The 18,938-nt window shown below is 66.1% G+C and carries 14 protein-coding genes, 2 tRNA genes, 1 other RNA gene and 1 pseudogene; 12 read left to right on the top strand and 6 right to left on the bottom strand.

The features are described from left to right. Positions 1–281: 281 nt before the first annotated feature. Positions 282–1,865 carry a murein biosynthesis integral membrane protein MurJ gene (murJ, locus tag F784_RS0118515; protein ID WP_083939274.1) on the bottom strand — a complete coding sequence of 528 codons (1,584 nt, stop codon included), beginning with the start codon at positions 1,863–1,865 and terminating at the stop codon, positions 282–284. 94 nt (positions 1,866–1,959) lie between these two features. Between murJ and F784_RS0118510 the strand changes: the two genes are divergently transcribed. The 6 genes from F784_RS0118510 to F784_RS0118485 all read left to right on the top strand — a co-directional run bounded on the left by F784_RS0118510 (position 1,960) and on the right by F784_RS0118485 (position 8,410). Next, positions 1,960–2,049, top strand: a tRNA-Ser gene (locus F784_RS0118510). A gap of 777 nt (positions 2,050–2,826) precedes the next feature. After that, positions 2,827–4,536: a GTPase HflX gene (gene hflX, locus F784_RS0118505; RefSeq protein ID WP_019588217.1), complete on the top strand. Its 1,710-nt coding sequence runs from the start codon at positions 2,827–2,829 to the stop codon at positions 4,534–4,536. Between the two features lie 124 nt (positions 4,537–4,660). After that, positions 4,661–5,722: a spore photoproduct lyase family protein gene (locus tag F784_RS0118500; RefSeq protein ID WP_019588216.1), complete on the top strand. Its 1,062-nt coding sequence runs from the start codon at positions 4,661–4,663 to the stop codon at positions 5,720–5,722. A gap of 32 nt (positions 5,723–5,754) precedes the next feature. Next, complete coding sequence (locus F784_RS0118495) at positions 5,755–6,678, top strand: endonuclease/exonuclease/phosphatase family protein (RefSeq protein WP_026332582.1); 924 nt, start codon at positions 5,755–5,757, stop codon at positions 6,676–6,678. A gap of 53 nt (positions 6,679–6,731) precedes the next feature. Further along, a complete protein-coding gene (locus F784_RS0118490) occupies positions 6,732–7,676 on the top strand; it encodes a diacylglycerol/lipid kinase family protein (protein WP_019588214.1) in 945 nt (314 codons plus the stop codon). A 2-nt stretch (positions 7,677–7,678) separates the two neighbouring features. Then, positions 7,679–8,410: a PHP domain-containing protein gene (locus F784_RS0118485; RefSeq protein ID WP_019588213.1), complete on the top strand. Its 732-nt coding sequence runs from the start codon at positions 7,679–7,681 to the stop codon at positions 8,408–8,410. Between the two features lie 25 nt (positions 8,411–8,435). On the opposite strand, the gene F784_RS26385 is transcribed toward F784_RS0118485, so the two are convergent. Next, complete coding sequence (locus F784_RS26385) at positions 8,436–8,885, bottom strand: hypothetical protein (protein WP_157465360.1); 450 nt, start codon at positions 8,883–8,885, stop codon at positions 8,436–8,438. Between the two features lie 135 nt (positions 8,886–9,020). Here F784_RS26385 and ssrA point away from each other — a divergent pair. The 3 genes from ssrA (at position 9,021) to F784_RS0118470 (ending at position 9,796) form a co-directional block, all read left to right on the top strand. Continuing rightward, positions 9,021–9,368: a transfer-messenger RNA gene (ssrA, locus tag F784_RS25565) on the top strand. Between the two features lie 82 nt (positions 9,369–9,450). Next, entirely contained in the window at positions 9,451–9,642 is a 192-nt protein-coding gene (locus F784_RS0118475) for a hypothetical protein (protein WP_019588211.1), read from the top strand. Between the two features lie 68 nt (positions 9,643–9,710). Further along, a tRNA-Leu gene (locus F784_RS0118470) sits at positions 9,711–9,796 on the top strand. 95 nt (positions 9,797–9,891) lie between these two features. Here F784_RS0118470 and F784_RS0118465 read toward each other — a convergent pair. Both F784_RS0118465 and F784_RS0118460 read right to left on the bottom strand, forming a co-directional pair. Beyond that, the gene (locus F784_RS0118465) at positions 9,892–11,094 is read right to left on the bottom strand and encodes a tyrosine-type recombinase/integrase (RefSeq protein WP_019588210.1); all 1,203 of its coding nucleotides are present in this window, start codon (positions 11,092–11,094) and stop codon (positions 9,892–9,894) included. 2 nt (positions 11,095–11,096) lie between these two features. After that, positions 11,097–11,303: a helix-turn-helix domain-containing protein gene (locus F784_RS0118460; protein WP_169405709.1), complete on the bottom strand. Its 207-nt coding sequence runs from the start codon at positions 11,301–11,303 to the stop codon at positions 11,097–11,099. A 132-nt stretch (positions 11,304–11,435) separates the two neighbouring features. Between F784_RS0118460 and F784_RS0118455 the strand changes: the two genes are divergently transcribed. Beyond that, positions 11,436–11,888: a hypothetical protein gene (locus F784_RS0118455; protein WP_019588208.1), complete on the top strand. Its 453-nt coding sequence runs from the start codon at positions 11,436–11,438 to the stop codon at positions 11,886–11,888. 183 nt (positions 11,889–12,071) lie between these two features. Here F784_RS0118455 and F784_RS0118450 read toward each other — a convergent pair whose 3' ends face one another. After that, positions 12,072–12,860 carry a TIM barrel protein gene (locus tag F784_RS0118450; protein ID WP_026332581.1) on the bottom strand — a complete coding sequence of 263 codons (789 nt, stop codon included), beginning with the start codon at positions 12,858–12,860 and terminating at the stop codon, positions 12,072–12,074. 330 nt (positions 12,861–13,190) lie between these two features. Here F784_RS0118450 and F784_RS0118445 point away from each other — a divergent pair, with 330 nt between their 5' ends. Together F784_RS0118445 and F784_RS0118440 are read left to right on the top strand one after the other, a co-directional pair. Further along, positions 13,191–16,592 (top strand): ATP-binding protein, encoded by a 3,402-nt coding sequence (locus F784_RS0118445; RefSeq protein WP_019588206.1) that lies wholly within the window; start codon positions 13,191–13,193, stop codon positions 16,590–16,592. Positions 16,593–17,178: 586 nt separating this feature from the next. Then, positions 17,179–17,808 carry a Hint domain-containing protein gene (locus tag F784_RS0118440; RefSeq protein ID WP_019588205.1) on the top strand — a complete coding sequence of 210 codons (630 nt, stop codon included), beginning with the start codon at positions 17,179–17,181 and terminating at the stop codon, positions 17,806–17,808. Between the two features lie 718 nt (positions 17,809–18,526). Here the strand turns inward: F784_RS0118440 and F784_RS26380 are convergent. Beyond that, positions 18,527–18,640, bottom strand: a pseudogene (locus tag F784_RS26380) (IS4 family transposase); the annotation flags it as partial. Between the last annotated feature and the right edge of the window lie 298 nt (positions 18,641–18,938).

Raw genomic sequence — 18,938 nt, 5'->3', positions numbered from 1 at the left:
TGTCCATCGGGGGCTGGTGTCAACAATCTACGTGCTGTACAACTTTGTCAATCTCCAGTGAGGAGTCAGCAGCACCCAAAGCCTTCCGAAGAGAAGGGCTTTTTCACGTTCCAGCAAGGACAAGGGCCGCTCACCTGTCGCTGATTCGGCAATAGGATGACATTCTCAGCCCGATAAGCCCCGCCGACATGCTGCAGTTGGATCGACAGTAACCGTTGTCGGATGACCGCCTGATTCCGCCCACGCTCATACAATCCGCCCGGCCGTCAGGTCGACAGCTCTCACCGCCTCAGCCGCCGTAGCACCCCCGCCACCTCGGGCAGCCGCAGGACGAGGGCACCCACGAGATACACGCCCAATCCAATACCCCCCGCCACCGACAGCCCAAACACCCCGGGAACGATGAAGCCGGGGGCGGGCAGCACCCGCGAGACGAGCCAGGCGACCACTCCGGCCAGTACGGCCAGCGGCACGATCCGACCCAGGTGCGCGAGGACGGCGAATGTGGGAAAACCGAGCTTGAGCTGATACATCCAGCCCAGCGCAGAGGCCATCAGCACACCGCTCACGGTGGTGCTCAGCCCGAAACCGATCAGGCCGAACCCGGGCACCAGCAGGTGGTAAAGCAGCACCTCCACCACGAAACCCGTCGCGCTGACGAGGACGGCCACGCGCGTCCGCTCGCGGGCGTAGAAGGTCCGCAGCAGGATGGTCACGACCGCCCAGGGCACGAGGGCGAGCGCCCAGCCGGTCAGGATGCCCGTCCCCGCCTGGAAGCGGGGCACGTCGAAGCCCGGGCGCAGGTTGAAGAGGCTGACCGCATAGGGCGCGAGCGCGACGAGCAGGGCACTCATGGGTGCGGCCAGGAAGGTAGTGGTACGGATCGCCTGCACGGTGAGGGACCGGAACTCAGCCCAGTTCTTCTCGGCGGCATACTGTGAGAAGCGCGGGAAGAGGGCGAGGGCGGGCGAGACAACGAAGAGGCCGTTGACGGTGGTGAACAGCGTCTCGGCATAGAAGTACCCGGACTGGGTGCCCGCCTGGAACTGCTGGGCGTTGCTGAGCAGGCGCGTGACGTACAGGTTCAGGAACTGCCGCGCACCCGCCGTCAGGGTGAAGGGGGCCATCTGCCGCAGCACCCGGCCGAGCGCAGGGTGCCCGCGCAGGGCGGGGGTGGGCAGGAGCCCGAAGCGCCGCAGCGCCGGGAGTTGCACGACGAGCTGCGCCACGCCGCCGAGCAGCCACCCGAAGGCCAGCCAGGTTGCCGTGTCCGGGAGCAGCAGCAGCACCACGATACCCGCCAGGTTGAACGCGACCGGGGCGAAGCTGCTCTCGCGGAAGTGTTCGTCGGCGTTCAGCAGGCCCATCGCCACCGACGCGAGGCTGATAAGCATCAGGAACGGCATCACGAGCTGCGTCATATAGACCGCCAGCGCCCGGTCCACGTTCGGCGAGCCCGCCAGCAGCAGGTCCACGATCCACGGCGCGGCCAGGATGCCCAGGGCCATCAGCAGCAGGTTGACGGCGATCAGCACCCCGCTGAAGGCCGAGGCAAGTTGCCTGCGCCCCACGTCATCCAGCGTCTTGTACACGGGGATGAAGGAGTTGACGAGGGCACCCTCCGCCAGCAGTTCCCGGAGCAGGTTCGGGACCCTCACGGCGATCAGGAAGGCGTCAAGCAATGTGTTTCCGAACAGGGCCATGACCTGCGCCCGCACGATCCCCGAAAGCCGCGATCCTAGCGTCCCCGCCATCACGATCAGGGTGTTCGCCCGGAGGGAACGGCGCGGGGCCGATGCCGGGGCAGGCGAAGCGGGGCCCTGCGGTGAAAGGCCGGGATCAGGGGCGGCGGGCGGGACGGTCACGCGCCCAACTCTAGCGCCTTCCCCCCTCCCCAAGCCTCTGCCCCTGTGCTATATTTCTGGGCGCCCACCGGCCACGCCGGAAGCAACCACACGCGGAGAGGTGCCAGAGTGGTTGAATGGGTCGGTCTCGAAAACCGAAGTAGTCGCAAGGCTACCGTGGGTTCGAATCCCACCCTCTTCGCCAGCTGCTTCACCCCTGACCCAAATGGGCGGGGGTGGAGTCCTTTTGGAGTCACCTGCAGGCCCAATTGCCTCCCCCACACCGCCACCACGAGCAGCGCGGCCAGCGGGGCCAGGACGACGATCAGGCCGCGCTGCCATCCGGATCGGGCCAGGACCAGGGCCACCACTCCGAAGGCTATGAGGCACAGGGATGAGCAAGCTGGGCCAGTCCAGCGCTCCGTCAGGCAGGTTTCCCAGGCCGACCGCGAAGGCAAGCACGTACGAAGGCAATAAGAGCGCTGCTCCCGCGATGCTCAGACCCGCCGCCCACCTTGCAGCGCGGACGCGCCGAGGAGAGCCTGGCGCGGCTTGCAACCCCCTCCGGGCGAGCCACACGGCCGCGAGAAGCAAGAGCAGGGCCGAGAGAATCATACGCTCAGAGGGTCAGAGTCCTCTTAGGCTGGAGCCAGCCATCGGGAGCCCATATGGGAGCAGTGTACGGAGAACCAGGGAGGCCCCTGCCGAACGCAGCTCGCCGCCACCCCCACCCCTTCCAACAGCACTCCTGCCTACCCCGCTACGCCACCCGGCCGATGCCCCAGCGCCGCCTTTGTGGTAAACCGAGCGTACTGTGATCAAGTTTCTTAAGTAAAGGCACACCTCTTCTGCGCGGCTCCGACTTAGGCTGGGGGCAATGCAAAGGCGTTCCCCCACTGCCGCGCGGAGCCTCTCCGGGTGGCCTGGACTATGTTTCTCCCCTCTCACAACCCCTCGAAGGAAGTGACCCTCTATCGATAAAGTGCATGGCAACACGTCGGGCCTGCGCCCGGCTCAACTGAAAGCCCTCGGGAACCTGTACCGCCGCCGCATTGAGCCGGGGCGGATTGGGTCGCCCGAACTCGCGCGCAATCTCGCCGAGCTGTCGGACGACATCCGGCGCGAGGTCAGCGTTCTGATCGACCGCCGGGGACGCGTCATCTCGGTCTCCGTCGCGGATGCCAAGGGCGCCGAACTGCCCGATCTTCGTCTCGGCGAGCACCGGCTGGCGGGCTTTCACCTGCTCCATACCCACCCGCGCGGCGGGGTATTGAGCAAGGGCGACCTCTCCACGCTGTTCCTCAAGCGGCTGGACGCGGTCAGCGCCATTGAGGTTCGGAACGAGGGCCAGCCCGGCCTCGTCCACACCGCGCACCTCACGCCTCCCGGCACGGTCGGCGAGGAGGAGGACTGGCGCGTCCTCGACCCGGTGCAGTCCTTCCAGATCGACGATTTCGACCTGGGTGCGCAGGTTTCGGCGCTGGAGGAGGAAATCGCCCGCGCCGCCCGCACCCGCGAGGCGAAGAAGGACCGTGAGCGCGCCATCTTGGTGCAGATCGACCAGGGCGAGTTCGACGCCGAGGAGCGACTGGAGGAACTCTCGGAACTCGCACGGACGGCGGGCGCCGAGGTCGTTCACAAGGAACTCGTCTACCGCCGCCACCTCAAGGCCGGGACCCTGGTGGGCGCGGGCAAGCTTGAAGAACTCACGAGCAAGGCCTACCACCTTGACGCCGACCTGCTGATCTTCGGGCAGGAACTCGGCCCGGCCCAGGCGCGCGAGATTGAGGCGGCGACGGGGCTCAAGGTGCTGGACCGCACCCAGCTCATCCTCGACATCTTCGCGCTGCACGCGCAGGGCGTCGAGTCGCGCCTCCAGGTCGAACTCGCGCAGCTCCGGTACATGAAGCCGCGGCTGCTGGGTGCGGGCGCGCAGCTCTCGCGCATCGGCGGCTCGGCGGGCAGCGCGGCGGGTGGCGCCATCGGCACGCGCGGCCCCGGTGAGACGAAGCTGGAGCTGGACCGCCGCCGCATCAACGACCGCCTCTCGTTCCTGGAGAAACAACTGGAGAGCGTCGCCGTCCGCCGCGAGGAGCGCCGCAAGGGCCGCGCCCGCAACGACGTGCCCGTGATCTCCATCGTCGGGTACACGAACGCGGGCAAGTCCACCCTGCTCAACGCCTTCACCCACGCCGCCGAGGAGCCGCGCCGGGTGCTGGCCGAGAACAAGCTCTTCGCCACCCTGCGCCCGACGAGCCGCCAGGGCTTCATCGAGGGCATCGGGCCGGTCATCTTCACCGACACGGTGGGTTTTATCCGCGACCTGCCGAAAGATCTCACCCGCGCCTTCCGCGCCACGCTGGAGGAGATCGGCGACGCGGACGTGCTCCTGCACGTGGTGGATGTGGCGGGACCCGGGGCCGATACCCGCCTAGACGCGGTGAACCGCATTCTGGAGGACCTGGGCTTCCGCGAGATGCCCACCGTAATCGCGCTGAACAAGGCCGAGGCCGCCGACCCCGACGTTCTGGAGCGCGAGGCGGAGCGCACGGGCGGCATCCCCGTAAGCGCCCTGAAGAGCCTCGGCCTGACGGAACTCAAGGAGGCGCTGGCCGATGCGGTGGGTCAGGTGCAGCGCCAGGAATTCGCCTCGCGGGAAGAGGCGCGCGAGCGGGCGGCGGAATACCGGTAGGGCGGTCAGCCGTCAGCGTTCAGCAGTCAGAAAGCGAGGGGTCCCCATCCTGGTGCTGGGGACTCCTTTTTCGTGGTGGGCAAAGCCTACAGACCTCCTCCGCCTTCCGCGCTTGACTGCAGCCATGACCCACTCGCCGCTCGACATCCGCCACATCTATCTGGAGCCCGGGGCGCAGGAGTACGCCCGGGGCCGGGAGATTCTGGCGCGGTTCCCCGACGCCGAGCGGACCGAGGTGCCGTCCCACTGGAACATTCCCGGACTGCACGGCAACGCAGGGCTGGTGAAGGACTGGGTGAGGATCAAGCGGCAGGTGCTTGTGCTGGGCGTCCGCAAGACCTTCACCCTGCGCGAGAACGGACGGAGTGCGGACTGGATAGCGCCGGGCCTCGCCAATGGGTGCGCCCTCGCCTGCGCTTACTGCTACGTGCCCCGGCGCAAGGGTTTCGCCAACCCCATCACGACCTTTGTGAACATCGAGGACGCCGTCAAAGCCCTCCGCCGTCACGCGGAGAAGCTGGGACCGAAGCCGGGGCCCAACCAGGTGGACCCCCACCTCTGGGTCTACGACATCGGCGAGAACAGTGACCTGAGCGTGGACGCGCTGCTGTCGGACAATGTGCGCGACCTCGTGGCGCTGTACCGCACGCTGCCCAACGCCAAGGCGTCCTTTGCCACGAAGTACGTGAACCGCGACCTGCTGGAGTACGACCCGCAGGGCAAGACCCGCATCCGCTTCTCGCTGATGCCGCGCCCCATCGCCCGGGTGCTCGACGTGCGGACCTCGCTCATCCGCGAACGTATCGCCGCGATCGACGAGTTCGTGGAGGCGGGGTACGAGGTCCACCTCAACTTCTCGCCCGTGGTGGTCTACGAGGGCTGGACGGCGGACTACACGGAATTGCTGCGGGAGGTGCGGGACTCGCTTTCCGAGCAGGCGAAGGCGCAGCTTGCGGCGGAAGTGATCTTCCTGACCCACAACGCCGCGCTGCACGAGGTCAACCTGGGCTGGCATCCCAAAGCCGAGAACCTGCTGTGGCGCCCCGCCTGGCAGGAGAACAAGCGCTCGGAGTACGGCGGCGAGAACATCCGCTACCGCCACGGCTTCAAGGGCAAGGCGGTGGCCCGCTTCACCGAGTTGCTGGCGCGGGAATTGCCCGAATGCCGGGTGCGGTACGCCTTCTGAGCCGGGAGCCCGGGCATGACACACTGGCGGTGATGTGGCGCTCCCGGCTCGCCTGGTCGTACCTGTTCGCGGTCGCGCTCGTCTGGGCGCTGGGCGAGCTCGTCGGCGAGCGGACAGTGCCCACGCTGCTCCTGGCCTACGCGCCCCCGCTGGTGTGGCTGCTGCCCGCGCCGCTGGTGCTGGCCTGGACGCTGTGTCGGCGCCGGGGGCGGGGGGTGGCGCTGGTAGGAACTCTGCTCGCGGTGGGCGGGGCAGGGCTGCTGCACGCCCGGCCGCAGGAGAGCGGTTCACTACGGGTCGTGACCTGGAACGTGGCCCACGGAATGCTGGGAACAGCGGATCAGGTGGCGGGCGCCCTGCGGGCAGCCAACCCGGACATCATCCTGCTTCAGGAGGCGAACTTCGTGCCGCGGGGCTTCGGGGAGGCGCTCAGCAACGGGCTTCCCGGCTACACCCCCTTGCCGGGACAGAAGGTGCTGACCTTCAGCCGTCTGCCGGTGCTGGAGAATCGGGAGCTTCCCCTGCCCGGCAGCGGCCGAACGGTGCTGGAAACCGGGGTGCGGTGGCGCGGGCAGACGCTGCGGATGGTGAACGTCCACCTCGATCCCGTGTTCGTCTCCAGCGTGCTGGAAAGGAACTGGGATGACGTGCGGTACAGCGACTGGCTGCGGGTGGGGCAGGTGGTGTGGCTGTGTCAGTTGGTGTCCCGTTTGCCGGACCCGGTGCTGATCGGCGGCGACCTCAACACCCCGCCGCGGGGCAGGCTCTACCGCCAGATCCAGGGCTGCGTCGGCCAGGACGCCCACAACCTCGCCGGGCGTGGCCCCGGCTGGACCTTCCCCGGCCTGTTCCTGCGAATCGACCATCTCCTGGCCCGTGGCCTAACCCCCACCCGCACCCAGGTGCTCCCGGACTCCGGGAGCGACCACCGCCCCCTGCTCGTCGAGTACCGCTGAATCCCCCACTGTCCTACTGTCGCGCTTAATGCACGAAGGACTACAGTCTTGATATGACCCTCGACTCCCCGCCTGCCCCCCCGGTCAATGGCACGGACGTGACCGACGCCACCGTGATCTACAACAGCAAGGCGGGCGGCAGCACCAGGGCCAGCCCAGACCTGCTGGTGGAGGCGCTGTACCGGCAGGGCTACCGCCCGGTCTACCGCGCGACCGACGACGAGGCGGACCTCCAGGCAGCCCTCCAGAACGTGCGCGGCACCATCTTCGTGGCGGGCGGCGACGGCACCGTGCGGGCGGCGGCCCTGCACCTCGCGGGCCGGGCGGGCGTACGGCTGGGCATCATTCCCCTGGGCACGGCGAACAACATCGGGCGGACGCTGGGCATCGAGGGCGAACCGCTCGACGTGCTGGCGAACTATGTGGGGGGCAAGGCCATTCCCCTCGACCTGGGCCGCGTCACGGCGCCCTGGGGTGAGGACCTCTTCCTGGAGGCGTGCGGCTGCGGCGCCTTCGCCGAGGTGCTGGCCGAGTACGATCCGGAGGGAGGCAAGAGCCCGCTGCGGGCGCTGGCGGCCCTGACGACGGCGCTGGGCAACTTCACCCCGCTGGGACTGGCCCTTAAGCTGGACGGACAGCCCCAGCCGGAGATGGCCTGCATGCTCGCGGAGGTGATGAACACGCGGGCGACCGGACCCCGCTTGAAGCTCGCCCCCAGCGCCGACCCGGGTGACGGGGCATTGAACGTAATCCGGGTGGACGCCGGGGGCCGCGAGGGCCTGCTCGCCTACGTCGCCGCCCTCGCCCGCGACAACTTCGAGGAACTCGCCAGCGTTCAGAACGACCCCGCCCGCCGCATCGAGATTCCCTACGTCGGGCAGGCCTTCCACGTGGACGGCGAGGTGCGGCCCGCGCGGCCGGGAGGTTCAGGAACGGTGCGGATAGAGGTCTGGGCCGGGGCCCTCTCGGTCCTCGTGCCGAAAGGTCAGGAGGGTTGAGGATGCGTCCCCTGCCCAACAACCTGGTGTTCCGCGAGGGCGTGCAGGTCATGCGGATAGACCTTCACACCCACACCGAGGTCAGCCACGACTGCCGCACCCGGCTGCGCGACATCCCCGCCTGGATGCTCCGCACGAACACCCGCGTGATCGCCGTGACCGACCACGACCAGCAGCGCGGCGGCCCCGAACTCGCGCGCATCGTCATCGACCTGGGGCTGGACGACCGCCTCAGCATCATCCCCGGCGAGGAGGTCACGACCTCGGAGGGCGAGCTGATCGGCCTCTTCCTGCGGGAACGCATCCCGCCCGGCCTCGCCCCCGAGGAGACCGTGGCCGAGATCAAGGCGCAGGGCGGCCTGGTGATGCTCCAGCACGGCTTCGACCCCCTCAAGCGCTACCGCCTGAAACCCGAGGCCACCCGCCGCATCGCGGACAGTGTGGACATCGTCGAAACCTTCAACTCGCGCGTGTCCCGCCACCACTGGAACCTGGTGGCGGCGGCCTGGGCGCGGGAACGGAACCTCCCCGTGTGCGCCGGAAGCGACGCCCACACCCTGCGCGACGTCGGCGAAGCGTGGGTGGAGACGCCCTTCCGCGTGATCTCCTCGCCCGCGGACCTCCTGGCGGCGCTGCGGGAGGGCGTCGTCGCCGGAAAGTGGACGCATCCCGTCTACGCCTACGGCCGCAAGCAGTGGCGGACGCTGAACGGGCGGTTCCGGCGAGAGGGGTAGACGCAGGGCTGCCAGAGGGTCGTGCTCAGAGTGGACTAGCCGAACCAGTTGGATAACGCAGGACTGCATAGTTCCAAGAGAAGCCCTGCTCGTCGCTAAAGCATTCGATAGCCCTGCCGTCCTCCAGCACCAGTCGCAACGCCGGACAGTCGTTGAGTACAAATATCTCGAGCCGATGCAGGGGCACTCCATAGCATGCCTGCGCGACTTCTGTCACTGGGTAGAGGCATTCAGGCCCACCATCCCACGAGGCGGGCTCCTCGTCCCAACCACGGATGTGAAGCGCATACCCTTCCGCAAACGTCCGCCACCACTGGCCCTCCATTTGCCAGTACGCGATGTGGCAGCGACCTTCCTGAACTCCGTCCTGGATCATGCCCTCAATGCGGAAGCCCTTCAAAACTCGACCCTCGACTTCGGGCAGCACACCGACAAATTCCAGATCTGATGGCAGCATTTTTCTCCTGATGTTCAATCTGCCACATCAGTTGCGGTCGGCTACTCCTGAGCCTCTCCGAGAGATGAGCCAACATCGTGCGTCAGCTCAATATCCCCGCCGCCGCCTTCTGCTATCTTTTTGGTCGCCGGAGAAATCCGGTGTTCTACCGCTGGGGGTGACCCGGTTTCGACAGGGGAACTGAAGGCGCTGTTGCGTGTCGAGGTGCCGTTGGCCTCGTAAACAAACGGCAAAGCCATTAACTGGCAACCAGAACCTTTCTCTCGCTGCTTAAGTGAGACAGTGACCGTCTAGCCCGGCCTTTGGCGCGGCGCGAACTGAACCAAAAGAAGGCTAGCCCCGGTGAGGTTCCGTAGCCACGGGCGAAAATAAATGGAACTAAGGTCAAGGGAAGCCCGCCCGCTGGTGGCCCGAGACCCGACAATCAAAGAGCGGGATACACACGTAGACGCACGCTGAACGGACTCTTGGACGGCGGTTCGACTCCGCCCACCTCCACCACCTGCCCCGCCCCCACAGGCGGGGTTTTTTCATCTGCTCTCCCTGTACGCTTTTTGTAAGGGAAGATGAAGTAGCCTTCATCATGTCCAAGGAAGAACGTCTGCAAGAGATCCTCAAGGCTTTTGCGGACACGCTGAATAGCTTCGTGGAGGGGCGGCACTCCACGGAGACCCACGCGGCCACCATTCAAGGTCTTCTTGCCGAGGTTCGGGAACTCAAGGGAACGGACGATTCGCCGGGGACCGTGAGGTCTGCCGTGCGCCTGTCGGCGTAAGCAGAGTCCTTACTGACCTCGCCCCTTCTGGGAAACGCCGTTCCAGCCGCCTGCTATACTCCGCCCGGGCCGGGATGGCGGAATCGGTAGACGCATCCGACTTAAAATCGGCCGGGCCTAGCCCTTGCGGGTTCAAGTCCCGCTCTCGGCACCAGGAGGAAACCCCGCACTGGAGCGGGGTTTTTTCATTCCTGTTGTCTTGCGCCCCATAAGGCGATTCCGCTTTTGTCACAACCGTGTCACAACTACTCAGTTTACGCCGACTATCCGGGGCAAGCTGCCATACAATTCAGCCGCGCTGGGTGCGAATTCCCTGCGCTCTTCTTCCCAGACGTGGGCGTACTCGCGCAGAGTAAAGGCGGGGTCGGCATGGCCTGCAATGTCAGCAACTAGCTTAGGACCGTAGCCCCGCCGAATCATGGCCGTGATCGCGGTATGCCGGAGGTCATGAATGCGGATGCGCTGCACCTCCGCTCCCTCCGCAAGGGGCTTGAAGACGCGGTGCAGCCTCCCGTTGTCCACCGCAGCTCCCAATTCCGTCGTGAACACGAGGTCAGTATCCTGCCACCCCTCCCCCAGCGCGGCACGTTCCGCCGCCTGCCGCCGCTTGTGGGCGTCGAGTAAGTCGAGCGTGCCCGCCGTGATGTGAATGCGGCGCTTTGAGGCGCGGCTCTTGGGCGGGCCGAACGTCATGACGCCGCCCAGCTCCGTCACGGTCTGCCGCACGTTCACCACCCCCCGCCGCACCGTCTCGCCTGCGCTGGGATCGTGGGCCTTGCTCTCCGTTACGTCCGCCCAGCGCAACGCCTGTAACTCCCCACAGCGCATTCCCGTTTCCAGGGCGAGGTGAAAGAAGGCGTACAGCCGGTGAGTCTGGGCATGGGCGAGGAAGCGCACCACCTCGCGCGGCTCCCATACCATCATTTCCTTCTTCTCGACCTTCGGGGCGTCTACGGCCTTGGCAACGTTGCGGGGCAACATCTGCCACTTCACCGCCTGCCCAAGGGCCATGCTGAGAATGGTCAGCGTGCGCTTGGCCTCACTCGCGCTTACTTCGTCGCGCACTGTCCGCACCAGGCGCTCCACGTCCAGCGGCCTGAGCTTATCGAGGGCCAGCTTCCCCAGATTCGGCTTGAGGCGCTTCTCCACCACGCGCCGGTAATCGGCCTCGCTCTTGGGCCTGAGCCGCCCGCGCACATGGTCTATCCACTGATCCAAGTAAGCGGCGGCCGTGATGCCCTGCGTTCTGGCAAGCATCCCGCTGTTGTGCTCGCTCACAACGCGCTGCATCCCCTCGCGCACTTCCTCCTGAGTCTTGCCACTGACCCATACACGGTCGGGCTTACCGTCTGCCTTCGTGCCGACCGTGACCGCCGCGCGCCAACCCACTGTCTTGCCGTTCTTATCCTTGCGGCGGCTCAGGGTGCCTTCTCCGTTCGCCCGCTTCGCCATGCTCAGCCGTCCTTCTTGGGCACGGCCACAAGCTCCAGCCCCAGTTCGTCGAGTACCTTCTGCCAGCTCTCCGGCACGGCGCCCACTCGTCCAGCCAGGAGGCGCTGCACGTTCGGCTGTGCCATACCAATGCGGTCGCCCAATTCAACCTGCGTGATGCCCTGGGCCTTCATGCGCTCCCTGACAGCCTGCCGTACCTGTTCGTTCATTCCGATCATACGTATATCACCCATTGACATAATAAATCAGATAGTGATATATTTCAAGCAGCAGAGAGGGCGGCATCCCCGCTAAGAGCGCCGCCCCATCTGACTCCCCCCGAGCAGTCGAAAGGAAGCACCATGAAGGATACCAGCCCCGTCACCATCACCCGCACCTGGGAAGTTGCCCTGTACGGCAGCTACGGCGAGGGTAGCAGCGCCCGCGTCTACCTGGGAACCCGTACTGTCACCCTCTCCGGTGGGCGCAGCCCTCGCGGCCAGCTCCTCCCTATCGTCGCCCAGGTGAACGGCTGCGAGGTTAGCGAAGTGGAAGCCGTCAGCCTCCTCAACTGGGCGAAGGCTGAGGGCCGCGTCACCCTGCTCAGCGAACAGCGCATCGTGCCCACCATCGGGAAGCGCCGCGCGTGCGAGCTTCACCGCCTGATGAGCCACGCCGGTATCCCCAGTGGGGAGCACTACGGCTTCGCGGGGGTCGCGCTGGATCGACCCGTGTTCAGCCTTGCCACCCTCACGCAACAGGAAGCCCGGCTGGTGTGGCACTTCTTGCAGCACACACATAGCACCGCCGCCTGAAGTCCAGCGCCCTCACAGCTCCCGCCCCTAACAGGGCGGGTTTTACTGGCAAACGCGATTTCTGGCAAAAGTGGGCTGCCAGTAAAAAGATTGCGCCCAGCGCAGGAAAAACGATTACTGGCAAACGGGAAATGCATACCACGGGCAGTAGGAAAGCGCGGGTCGTCCCACGGCTATAGGGGCTCAATGTTGAGGAAGGACAGCAGACGCGCGGCTTGCCAGTACCTTTGTAGATTCCAGTGCCGCAGTGCTGTCACCGGTCGGAAGATATTCCAGACCGATGAAGCCCTCGTAGCCCTGCTGCTGCAGCCACGCCAGGTACGTTTCTAATAGGGCATCTCCGCTGCCCGGTTCATGCCTCCCCGGGTGATCGGCGAGGTGGACGTGCCCCACAAGGTCAATCCGACCCTGCAGGACCTCACGGGGGTCCTCGTTCATCACCACGGAGTGGTACAGGTCGTACAGCAGTTTGACTCCTGGAGAAGCGACCTCTTCGACGATCTGGAGTCCCTCGGCAGTGCTGTCCAGGAAATACCCGATATGGTCCACGCGAGTGTTGAGCGGTTCGAGGTTGAGGGTGATGCCCGCATCCTCCACGATAGGTGCGGCGGCGATGAGCGCGTCCCGCACCGCCGCGTGTTGTTCCTCGCGCGGCACGCCGTCCAAGGTGTCCCCCGAGAGCACGATCAGGCTACGTGTCCCGAAGCGACGGGCGACCGGAATGCTGTCGCGCAGACCTTGCAGGAAGGCTGCGTGCGTGGCGGGGTCCACCAGTCGCCCGCCCGGCTCACTTACGAAGCACATGAGATGCCCCCCGGTCTCGCCAAGAGCGCGCTCGATGGCGTCCAGATTCTTGTCGCGCCATCTCCACATCTCGACGTTCGGCAGGCCCACGGCAGCGCTCTTGTAGATGCGCCGGGTAAAGTCGTGTTCTTCCTGGAAGATCATCTCAATACAGACGGATAGGTTCATGACTCTCCTAGGCCTCCAGCGCGAGGGTATACCGGCGCAGCATTCCCGCTTTGACACCCAGACAGGCCGCGACCTCACCCGCTGTTAGCTCGGTTGACACTGGGGCAGCATCACACCCTCACTGTCACCCTTTACTCAGGGAGTGCGCCCCTCATTCGGCGAGGCAACTAGTTCACGGCGTCTTGGGGTTGGCGGGAGGCGGTCCAGCCGCCTGCTGGAGAAATTGACCGCGCCCAGGTTGAGGTGCGACAACCGTCCAGGAGTACCCTGGAGACGTCTTGCGCTCCCCTTCGGTTCATCCGTTGCCCCCCGCGCCCCACGGAGGCGAGCATGCTCCAGATCCACCTGCTGGGTTCCTTTCGCCTGACCCACGACGGCCGGGCGCTCGCATTTCGCGCCCCACCCCGGACCTTGCCGCTCCTGGCAGCCCTCGCCCTGTCGGGGGACGCTCCTGTCAGCCGGGAGGCGCTGGCGGTGACCCTCTGGCCGGACGCGACCACGAGTGAGGGTCGCGCCAACCTGCGCCGTCACCTGCACTATCTGCGCGGGGCGCTGCCGCCGGGCGAGTGGTTCAGCGCTGACCCCACCTTCGTCCGCTGGCACGCGGGCGAGAGCTGGCTGGACGTCCACGCCTTCGAAGCGCTCAGCCGCGACCCGAACCGCTTGGAGGAGGCCGCCGCCCTGTACCGGGGGGACCTGCTCGAAGGTCTGGATGAAGAGTGGGTGTTTTACGAGCGCGAACGGCTGCGCGCCGGTCATCTCGTTAACTTGAGCGCTCTCGTCACTCGCTACCGGGCCGCACTCGATTACCCGCGGGCGATCTTCTACGCGGAACGGCTGCTCGCGGCCGATCCTCTGCGGGAGGACATGGTGCGGCAACTCGCCACCCTGCACGCCGGGAGGGGCAACCGTGCGGTCGCCCTCAGTGTGCTGGAGCAGTTTCGCGCCGTCCTCAACGCGGAACTGGGTATCCCGCCAATGCCGGAGACAGCGGCGCTGCACGATCGCCTGCGGCGCGGCGAACTCCTCGACCTGTTCGTGCCCTCCACTCCCCCCGAGCGCGGGGACCCCTGGCAACTGCCGCTGGTGGGCCGCGAGGCGGAACTCGGGGCGCTCAAGGATGCCTGGCGCCGGGTGAGGAGCGGCCCCGGACAGACCCTGCTGCTGGGCGGCGAGGCCGGGGTGGGCAAAACCCGGCTGGCGCGCGAACTCGCCTTGCAGGCCGAGGCGGAGGGGACCCTGGTCCTTGTAGGCCGAACGACCTCGCCCGAAACCCGGCCCCACCAGGCGCTTGCGGATGCCCTGGGAACGGCCGCGCCGCTGCTGCTGGACCTGCCCGGCGCGGAGGACTGGCTCCCCGCCCTCGCCACCCTTATCCCGGCCATTCGCGTGCGTCACCCGGGGCTGCCCGAGCTGCCCACCCTGCCCCCCGAGCGGGAGCGCGAGCGGCTGGCCGCTGCCGTCGCCGGTGCGCTCGCCGCACTGGGCCAGGCCCGCCCGGTGCTCCTCGTGCTCGAGGACCTGCATTGGGCGAGCGAGGCGTCACTGGGGTTGGTGGAGTTCCTGGCCCGCGCCGCCCCGGCCCGCACCCTGCTGCTCGCCACCCACCGCGATGACCTCGCCCCCGGCCACCCGCTGCGGGCGCTGCGCCAGCGTCTGCGGGAGGAACAGGCCGCGCAGTCCCTCGCCCTGGCGCGCCTGAACCCGGAGTCAGCCCTGGCCGCGGTGGGGCGCGACCTGCCCAGGGACCTCGCCCGCCTCGTCGCCGCCCGCAGCGAGGGATTACCGCTGTACCTCACCGAGCTGACGTTCGAGGCCCGCCGGGGAGGCGAGGTGGGTCTCCCGCGGGGCCTCGGCGAGACGGTGCGGGCTCGGCTGGAGCGCCTGGGTCCAGTGCCGCGCGCCCTGGTGGATGTGGCCGCCGTGCTGGGCCCCACCTTCGTGGTCGACGTCCTCGGCGACGTGAGCGGCTGGCCGGAGGGGGAACTCTACGCCGCCGTGGACGACCTGCTCTCGGCGCGCTTCCTGCGCGAAGCCTTCGGGGGACACCTCGCCTTCGTGCATGGGCTGGTGCAGGAGAGCGTGTATGCGGGCATTGACGCGAATGTCCGGCGCAGGCTGCACCGCCGGGCGGGGCTCACGCTGGAGGAGCGGCTTCCGGCAGGGAGCGCCGCCGCCGTGGCCCGGCATCTCGACCTGGGCGGGGAGGGGGAGCGGGCGGCGGGGCACTACCTGGCGGCGGCGAGGGAGGCCGTCGCGGTGGGGGCGCCGGACGAGGCGCTGCACTTCCTCGACCGGGCCCTGACCTTCACCCACGACGTCCCGGGTCGCTTCGAGCTGCTGGCGCTGCGCGAGGAGGTGACGAGGCGGAGCGGCGAGTTGCGCGAGTGGGAAGCCGATCTGGCCGCACTCGCCCAGTGCGCCCAGGAGTGGGGGAGCCTGGAGGCGCGGCGGGAGGCACTGTTCCGCCGCATTCCCTACCACCGCCGGGTGGGAGAACCGGGGCGGGCGGCCGAACTGATCCGGGAGCTTCAAGAGCTGGCGCAGGGCGCCCCGTTGTGGGCGGCGCGCGCCGCCCTGCTCAAGGGCCGCTGGCATTACGTTCGGGGAGAGCAGCACGCCGCCATGCAGGCGCTGCGGGCAGCGCGGCCGTCCTTTGAGGCACTCGGGAGGCGGAACGATGCGCTGTCATGCTTGCAACTCGAAGCCCTGGTAGAGATTAAGCGCGGACACTTGGACGCGGCCCAAGCCCGGCTCGACTCGGCCCTGGAACTGGCGGAGGCGAGCCGCAACCCCCAGGAGCTGGCCACCGCATACGATATTGCCCTGATGCTGGCCGAAGCGCGCGAGGACGACGAGGCGCAGTATGAGTACGCCCGGCGGCACCGAGAGGTCGCACTGGCGCTCTTTGACCGCAACATTGAAGCGACGGCTGAGACGCATCTGGGCAGCAGCTCGATCCTCCTGCTGAGGTACGCCGAGGGGCAAGCTCATTACGTCCGGGCAGGCGAACTCTACCGTCAGATAGGCCGCAAGCAGGGCGAGACCGCTGTCCTCTTCAACCTGGGATGCCTCGACCTGTTCCTGGGGGACTACCGCGCCGGGCTGGAGAAGCTGGCCCGGGCGAATGCTCTGGCCCAGGAAACGGGCGACCACACCTACCGCACCGTCTATCTGGTTACGGCGGCCCAGGCCCATTGCGCGCTGGGGGAGTACTCGCTGGCGTGCACCCTCGCCGAGCAGGGACTGGCGCTGACCGAACAGGAGTCGGACGCCCGGGCCCGCCCCTGGGCCCTGGCCTGGCGAGGCGTAGCGGAACATGGCCTGGGAAAGTACGAGGCGGCGGAACGCACCCTGCAAGAGGCTGCGGCCCTGTTCCGGGCGGACAGACTGCTCTCGGGGCTGACGCTCGCCCTGTGTCACCTTGCCTCCGTCCTGCTCAGCAGCGGCGATCTGCCTGCCGCCACCGAGGTTGCGGGGGAGCTGGGCACGCTCGACCCCGCTCGGATGCGCCCCGAGGACCACGACCGCTACTTCCTGACGCTCGCCCGGGTGGCCCTGGCACACGGACACGCCGACGAGGCGGCGCAGTACGCCGGGCAAGCCCGTGCAGCCCTGCGGCGGAAAGTGGAGGCCATCCCCGACGAGGGCTTGCGCGCCGCCTACCTCGACCTTCCCTTCAGCCGGGAAGTCCTGGGATCGGTGAGTTCAGACGTCCTCAGCTCGTCCTGAAGTAGGAGCGCCGCCGAAAGTCACAGCTGCCTCGCGGCAGCTTTTTTCGTGCCTACACGGCTAGACGCTTGCTAGACGCCCCGCCGTGCACACTGCGCACATCGGTCGGGGAAGCGGCAGCAAGGCACAAGTCCTTCCCCGGTGGCGATCCGCGGCGTCCTCGCCCTACACTGCGCCGATCCTCAATGCCGCGCGCCCCTGGGCTCCTGGGCAGAACCCGAGCAGATCCGCCAGCGCGTCCCTAGCGCAGCGCCCGTGTTCCAGGCCGTCCACCGACCAGGAAGGAGAGGTGATGTAGCTCCGTTCACCGCACGTCCCGGCACCGCGTCTACCCGCCTTCTCGTTTGCCAAGGAGTCAGTCTGTCGGAATCTCATGTCAGCCCCTGCTGGAACATCAAGGCTCCGGCCGTCCTGACGACTGGTCTGCTGGGGACGCTCCTCACTGCGTGCGGTCAGTTTGTAACTTGAGGCAGAAGCCTACTGGAGACGAGTTGATGAGCAACCAAGAACACTCCAGTCTTCGACGACCACTCTCACGGGAGGAGATGTTCACGCACACACTCAGAATTCATAGAAGGAGGCGGTTATGAAGGCATTCAAGCAGACGCTCCTCGGGAAGAAGACCGTTACTTTGAGCCTGCTGGTCTTGACGGCTGGTCCGGCCCTCGGCGCAAGACATTACATTGATCCGCCAGACAATGGCGTGTACTACGCGTGCGTTGCGGAAGGTACACAGATCGTCCTCGCAAACGGTACCAGCGCCAGCATCCAATCCATCCGCATCGGTGCTCGTGTAACTGCACAAGCCAACGAACAGTACCACTTGGCCAGCACACGCGCTCGCACTTCACCGGCATTCGTGTCTGCGAACGTGGTACGTACGTACGCTTCCCGCAATGATCAGCAGGCCTATGAGGTCCGGGACGACAAGCAGCATCGCCTGATTGGCACGGACGATCATCCCATTGTCACACGTAATCGCGGCGTGGTGACGCTCTCCGCATTGCATGTCGGCGACGTGCTGATCTCTGACACAGGTCCTTCGCGTGTTACGCGTATTGCGAAGGTGCAGTACACCGGGAAGGTGTACAACTTGCTGCTCGGTACCAGTTCGGGGAACGCGAAGGCTAATACGTACACCCACACGTATTTCGCCAATGGCATTCTGGTGGGTGACATGAAGCTGCAAGTGACCCTGCAGGACAAGCAAGACTGACGCGAGCCTCTAGTGGGCTGTCAACAAGGGTCTGTCACTTCCCATTGGCGGCAACTACGGCCGAAGGGGAAGGAGCCCTGACAGCCCATTAATGGGTCGTCAACGAGAGTCTGTCAGGGTAGATGTGGCCAGAGGATTGATGAAAACGAGAAGCGGGTGTGACAGACCGAAGCTGACGACCCATTAACTGATGTTAGCATAGGGGTGTGAAACTAGTCACGATTGCTGCCCTGACCCTAGCTCTTGCCTCTACTGCTACCGGTCAAGTTGGGCATATTCAGAAGTGGGAGTATAGGACAGCTACTATTGTTACTGATTCTACGGCTTTCTACGGCTCGAATTTTCCATTGGAGCGACAGTAAGAATAATAAAACTGCGCAGACTATGGATGACTTTCTCTTTGTATTACGTGGCAAACCACTTTCTCCTAACGAACGAGCTGATCTACAGATGAACTCTATTTTCAACTACCTGGGGCAAAGTGGGTGGGAGCTTATTTCTGTGGTTGGAGAAGGAACAGCGAACAGTATTCAGAACTATTACTTCAAACGGCCAGTTTTAAAATGACGCTCACTCTCGACACCTATCGGGGTAGAGCGCTCGATAGTGCCCGTGCATGGGCTGACCTGAACCCGGAGGAACGCAAGTGGCGGGCGGTGCTCGCGGTTCAGCATCTCGACGGGACCGCCCTCTGGTCACTGACCGAGGGTCACGTATATATCGCCAACACCAGCGCAACCAGAACAGCCAGGCGGCGAGCATCCAGGGGAAAGGCAAACCGCAAGACGGTCTGCAACGTATCGTGAGGAGGTCGGCTCCTCGGTGGTTTCATGGCAGAAACACCGTTGTATAAGGCCGGGGCTATAACTGAACCGGGACGCAGCACGGGAGGCCGTAAACACCGTCGATCTTCGAGACCGTCCTGTAGCTGGGTCACCGTGCTGGCCCCCCAGTCCAAGCCCGAACGGTTGACGGAGTCCACCTCGTATGCAAGGCCGGGCTGTACTGGACCGTCCCCAGGAGGTTCGTATGTCCGAAGAACTGTTCGTCGGCATCGACGTTTGTCAGGCTCGCCTGGATGTCGTCATCCGACCCACCGGAGAACTCCTGAGCGTCGCCAACACGCTCCA

Source organism: Deinococcus apachensis DSM 19763, from assembly GCF_000381345.1.
Classification (GTDB): domain Bacteria; phylum Deinococcota; class Deinococci; order Deinococcales; family Deinococcaceae; genus Deinococcus; species Deinococcus apachensis.
The sequence above is the reverse complement of the archived record's forward strand: the minus strand, read 5'-3'. Positions and strand labels throughout refer to the sequence as shown.